At 55.9% G+C, this 5,186-nt stretch carries 4 protein-coding genes; 2 read left to right on the top strand and 2 right to left on the bottom strand.

Features of this window, described 5'->3' with window-relative positions; genetic code table 11:
* A partial coding sequence (locus ABSE61_RS35820; RefSeq protein WP_423875887.1) for a hypothetical protein occupies positions 1-240 on the bottom strand: 240 nt, incomplete at its 3' end.
* Positions 241-747: 507 nt separating this feature from the next.
* On the opposite strand from ABSE61_RS35820, the gene ABSE61_RS35815 reads away from it, so the two are divergent.
* A complete protein-coding gene (locus tag ABSE61_RS35815) occupies positions 748-2,247 on the top strand; it encodes a sensor histidine kinase (protein ID WP_423875886.1) in 1,500 nt (499 codons plus the stop codon).
* Complete coding sequence (locus ABSE61_RS35810) at positions 2,216-2,692, top strand: response regulator (RefSeq protein ID WP_423875885.1); 477 nt, start codon at positions 2,216-2,218, stop codon at positions 2,690-2,692. The genes ABSE61_RS35815 and ABSE61_RS35810 overlap by 32 nt, the downstream gene beginning before the upstream one ends.
* Positions 2,693-2,817: 125 nt before the next feature.
* Here the strand turns inward: ABSE61_RS35810 and ABSE61_RS35805 are convergent, their stop codons facing one another.
* On the bottom strand, positions 2,818-4,569 hold the full coding sequence (locus ABSE61_RS35805) for a sensor histidine kinase (protein ID WP_423875884.1): 1,752 nt from the start codon (positions 4,567-4,569) through the stop codon (positions 2,818-2,820).
* Positions 4,570-5,186 lie beyond the last annotated feature (617 nt).

Raw genomic sequence — 5,186 nt, 5'->3', positions numbered from 1 at the left:
CCTGCGCCGGCTCGCATCCCTGGTTGCCCGGCCGCCGCCATATCTGGTCCAGCGCACTGCGTAGCGTCGAAGTTGCGTAGAGAGCGTCAACGCCGGCAGATCAAAGCCGGGCGATCTCAGCCAGATGACTGCCGCGCACCCATCGGTGCAGCCGACTTCTGCAACATGGGGTAATTCCGGGATAGAGCCAGACAAAGGCAAGGGAATCAGCTCTCCAGGAACGTATGAGGCCAGCCTCATGTGGCCTCGCAACGATGGAGAGCGGCAATGGAATGCTATGTCGGACTGGACGTATCGTTGAAGCAGACATCAATCTGCGTGGTGGATCAGACGGGGTCGGTCGTGCGAGAGGGCGTGGTCGATTCAGATCCTGAGGCGATCTCGGTTTACGTGAGATCAAAGGCGCCGGATGCAGTACGCATCGGTCTCGAGACCGGACCGACGTCCACCTGTCGCGCATTGGCATAAAGCTGACGCTACCGCTTGTCGACTTCCGTTGATGACCGAGCCGCTTCGGCCTTAGGGCTGTGCGCGTACACGCATTATCGCGAGCTTTTCCTTTAACCTCGCGTGGATGTCCGCTCAGGCTGAGTCCGGGACGCGATCGAATGCGCGATTCCGAGGCCGCGTATTTAGCGCATTCCTGCACGGGTTCGTGCTACCCCGAACTTGCTCCTCCTTGATTCGCTTTTGAGTTTCGCGACACCGAGCACGAAAAACAATCCTCGGCGAAGGGACGTTTTTGACATGCCAGAACGGATCGCTTCAGAAGATTTCGTCCGTCTCGCGGTGGAAGCTTGTCCCAGCGGCATGATTATGACCGATGCCGAAGGCAAAATTGTGTTGATTAATGCCGAGGTTGAACGGTTGTTCGGTTATCACCGAGATGAACTTGTCGATCAGTCAATCGATATTCTAGTTCCGGCATCGGCACGTCCGCACCATGGCGGCCTTCGCGCCAGTTTTGTGGCGGAGCCGAAAGCACGTCGGATGGGCGTCGGCCGAGATTTGTTCGGCGTACGCAAGGACGGAACCCAAATTCCGGTTGAGATCGGTTTGAACCCCATCCAGACCAAGGTCGGTCTGATGATCCTTAGCGCGATTACGGATATCACCGAGCGCAAATTGTCAGATGAGAGATTTCGGCTGGTTGTCGAAGCTTGTCCCAACGGCATGATTATGACCGATGCTGACGGCAAAATCGTGCTCATCAATACCGAGGCGGAACGGCTGTTTGGCTACGGACGCCAAGAGCTGTCCGGAAGATCCATCGATATTCTTGTTCCGGCAATGCCGCGCCCCGGACACGCGAAGCTTCGTAAGGATTTCGTCGCTGCGCCGAAAGCACGTCGGATGGGTATCGGCCGCGACCTTTACGGTGTGCGCAAGGACGGAACCCAAATTCCGATCGAGATCGGTCTGAACCCCATCCAGACCAACGAGGGTCTGATGATCCTTAGTGCGATTACGGATATCAGTGAGCGAAAACGAGCCACCCAGGAGCTCGCCAATCGGAGCGAGCAGCTAGAACGCTCAAACGCTGATCTCGAGCAGTTCGCGCATGTCGCCTCTCACGATCTGCAAGAGCCATTGCGAATGGTCTCAACCTATACCTCACTCATTGCCGAATACTACAACGGCCGCTCCGACGAAAAAGTAGAAAAATACATTCTCTACGTCCTCGACGGCGCCAAACGCATGCAGCGGCTCATTCAGGATTTACTCAGTTACTCCCGCGTCGATTCAGAGGCGGAATTGCCAATGCTCGTGAAATCCGACGTCGCATTGAAGATTGCGCTGGCGAACCTGGACGCCTCCATCGAGAAGAGTCATGCTAAGATCGACTGTGATGAGTTACCCGCCGTGTTTGCCGACGCCACGCAGCTCGCGCAAATCTTCCAAAATCTGATTGGAAATGCGCTGAAATTCTCCGGCGAGTGCTCACCCCACGTCCGAGTCGGCGCTAAGCGAGAGGGCGACAAGTGGGTATTTCACGTTAACGACAATGGCATCGGGATCGAAAAGAAATATGCCGAGCGAGTGTTCCTTATGTCTGAGCGTCTCAACGAGCGCAGCCTATACGAGGGCAGCGGGATCGGGCTCGCCATTGTTAAGAAGATTATCACGCGCCATGGTGGCCTCGTCTGGTTCGACTCCGAACTGAAAGTCGGAACCACCTTTTACTTCACAATTCCAGCCACGCAGGGAAGTCCCCATGACCGGCACAATCAATGTACTACTCGTTGAGGATAACGCCGCCGACGTCGATCTAACGCGCGAAATGCTCTCCGCGACAAAATTTGATATAAAATTGTCCGTGGCGACCGACGGCGTGGAAGCGCTCGACTATTTGAACGGCGTCGGAAACTGGTCGGAACCCGGCCAACCAACCCTGATATTGCTCGACCTCAACCTGCCTCGGAAGGATGGTCGCCAAGTCCTCGCCGTCCTCAAAAGCCATGACGAACTTCGACGTATTCCAGTCGTCGTTCTTTCTTCGTCTAATTCAAAAAAGGATGTAACCAGCTGCTATCATCTCGGCGCAAACTGCTACATCGTCAAGCCGGTTGACCTGGATGCCTACCGGGCGCTGGTTCGGAGACTTGAGGACTTCTGGTTGGGATTGGTCGAGCTGCCTTATCGAGAGGGCCACTCTATCGCTACCAGAATTAGTTTCGAGGAACAGAGATAGCGTCGACGCAACTTCAAGGTTTCAACTATGTTTGCGCGACGACATCTCGATTGCCTGTCGGCCGGACAAACGTGAATTATCCCGGAATCTCGTTTTGTTATTTCGCATGGAGCAGAGCTGGCGTGTCAGGCCGCAGAATGGTACGCGCGCATGACCATCTCACTCGCCTGTTTATCTGACAGGGGTATTTCCAAGCAAAAAATAGCTCCGTTGTCCGGCGCATTCTCGAACGTTAGGGTGCCGGCGAGCCGCGTTACGATTTGTTGAGCGATATTGAGGCCCAATCCAGAACCTCCCTTCTGCCGCGCGTCACCGGTTTCGGCCTGCGCGAACTTTCCGAAAATGCGCGACCGGAATTCGTCCGGAATTCCCGAACCGTGGTCACGTACAGACACACGTCCCATGCCGTTTGCGTCTTCAACTGAGACCACGATCTCTCCGCCCTGCGGAGAAAACTTGATCGCATTGGATAGCAGATTGGTCAGAACTTGGACGAGGCGATCAGCATCAGCCCGCACGATGCAGCCGGGCGATCGCTCATCGAGCCGTATCGACAGGCCTTTCGCTTGCGCGCTCGCGCAATTATCCTCGATGGCTTGTTCTACTGAGATCAATAGTTCAATCGAGGTGTAGTGAAAAAGGACCTTACCAGACTCTAGTCTTGCGATATCGAGAATGTCGTTTACGAGCCGCACAAGACGTTGAGCGTTGCTGTGAGCAAGAGACACCAGACGGGCGACAGGCGGACGCAATGGGTGAAGAGAATCGCTAGACAAGAGGCTGAGTGAGGCGGCAATCGAAGTCAACGGCGTACGCAGCTCGTGGCTAACATTGTTGACAAATTCGGTCATTACGCCAGTCAGAATATTTGCCTCTTCCTCTTTCGTCTTAGCACTATCCCGCTCAGCAGTTCGCTTCTTCACAAGCTGATCGGCACGGTTGAGCGCATGCGCTACATCGTCAACTTCGCGAACGCTAAGGCGCGGTATGGGCGGCACCTCGCCGTGCCCAAGCGCAAGAGCCTGCGGTATCAAGGACTGAACGGCCCGAGCTATCTGAGTTGACTGATAATAGGCCAAACCGAAACCGGCGATCAGGACGCCAATCACGCCGATGAGGCCGATCGATAGGAACAAGTTCAAGTCGTGGAACGCGGTCGAGACTGGTACGCCGATCGCGACAGTCCAGTTCGAGATATCGGACCTGCTAAATCCGAGAAATATCGGCGTACCGTCGCGTCGAACTGTCTCGAGAATGCCCGACCGCAAAGATGTTGTCGCGGACAGGCGTACAGGTAATGCCTGCGTGCCGACTAGTTCTGGAGAGCTTGAACGGGCGACGACGGTGCCCGAAGTGTCGGCAATGGTCGAGACCCAATCTGGCGGGAGCTTCTGGCGACGAAGCAGGTCATCTAACCGATCGGTAAAAATACCGACGGCGATGGTGTACTTGACGTGACCGTCCCGGAGCACCGGCACTTCGATCACAATGGATGCTCTTTTCGATATACTCCCAATGAAAACGTCAGAAACGGACGGTTGACCGGTTTCGAATACCTTGCGCAGATTTTCGAGACTTCCCCGCAAGGGAAGGACCTCACCGTAAGGTAGAAAGCTATCGGCGAGTTGTTGGCCGGTCGCGTCGGCCAGCACCAGTGCGCTGGCCTGCAACATTGGAGCAATTTTCGTCGCCTCGCGATGAAAAGCCGCGAAGTCGTCGGCGGCAATAAAGGGCGAGGAAGCAAAGACCTGCGCTGCCAGCGTAGCGCTGGCCAGTTCGCGATCGAGTGCTGACATCAGTGCGCGTGAGGTGGCAATTGTGCTTTTCGTGATGTGATCGCGCTCGTTCTGGTAGATGTAGAAGCCAGCGATTGCCAAGCTAAGGATCCACGGAGCAACCAAGCAGAAAACGATCTGTAAAATCCTCGCGCTGATCGATCGCGACGAGCGGTTCGGGCAAGTGCTCTGTAGGCTAGCGGCCAAAGTCATATGCCTATGCTAACGCGAGGCTTGTTACTCCGGCGCTAACCGACACATCCGTAATAACACTTAGAATTGCCTTTGATCGGATGCGCGCAACTGTTCGCTCAGAATTGCGGAAGTGCCCGGCTCAAGGGATCGGCGGCCACGTGTTTCGGCACGGCCGCACTTTAAGCACTCAAATGTTGGGTGCTCGGAGCTGTCCGCGCAGGGGGGCACATCGGTTGCTATCAACTGACGATGTCGGTTCGTAGGGGTAAAGCGGACCCACAGCCGCATCGCGGAAATGACGCGAATGACCGTGCGCCCCGAGGGCGCGAACTATCAGTGAGGGAGGGTCTCACCCGGATAAATGTCGATTGGTCCGGAAGCTGGCAGGCGGCAAGGCCGGGTAACTGGCTGGGTCGGAGCCCTGCGACAAAGGCGGCCTTGGGCTGCTGAGCGAACCGATGGGCCGTAACAAAGTGAAGCCCGAGCAGGCCTCGAAAGTTCTAATGCGGATGCCGACCCTCCGG

Source organism: Bradyrhizobium sp. (assembly GCF_049519115.1).
Lineage (GTDB): Bacteria > Pseudomonadota > Alphaproteobacteria > Rhizobiales > Xanthobacteraceae > Bradyrhizobium.
Note: the sequence above shows the minus strand (reverse complement) of the source record. Positions and strands in the feature narration are given on the sequence as shown.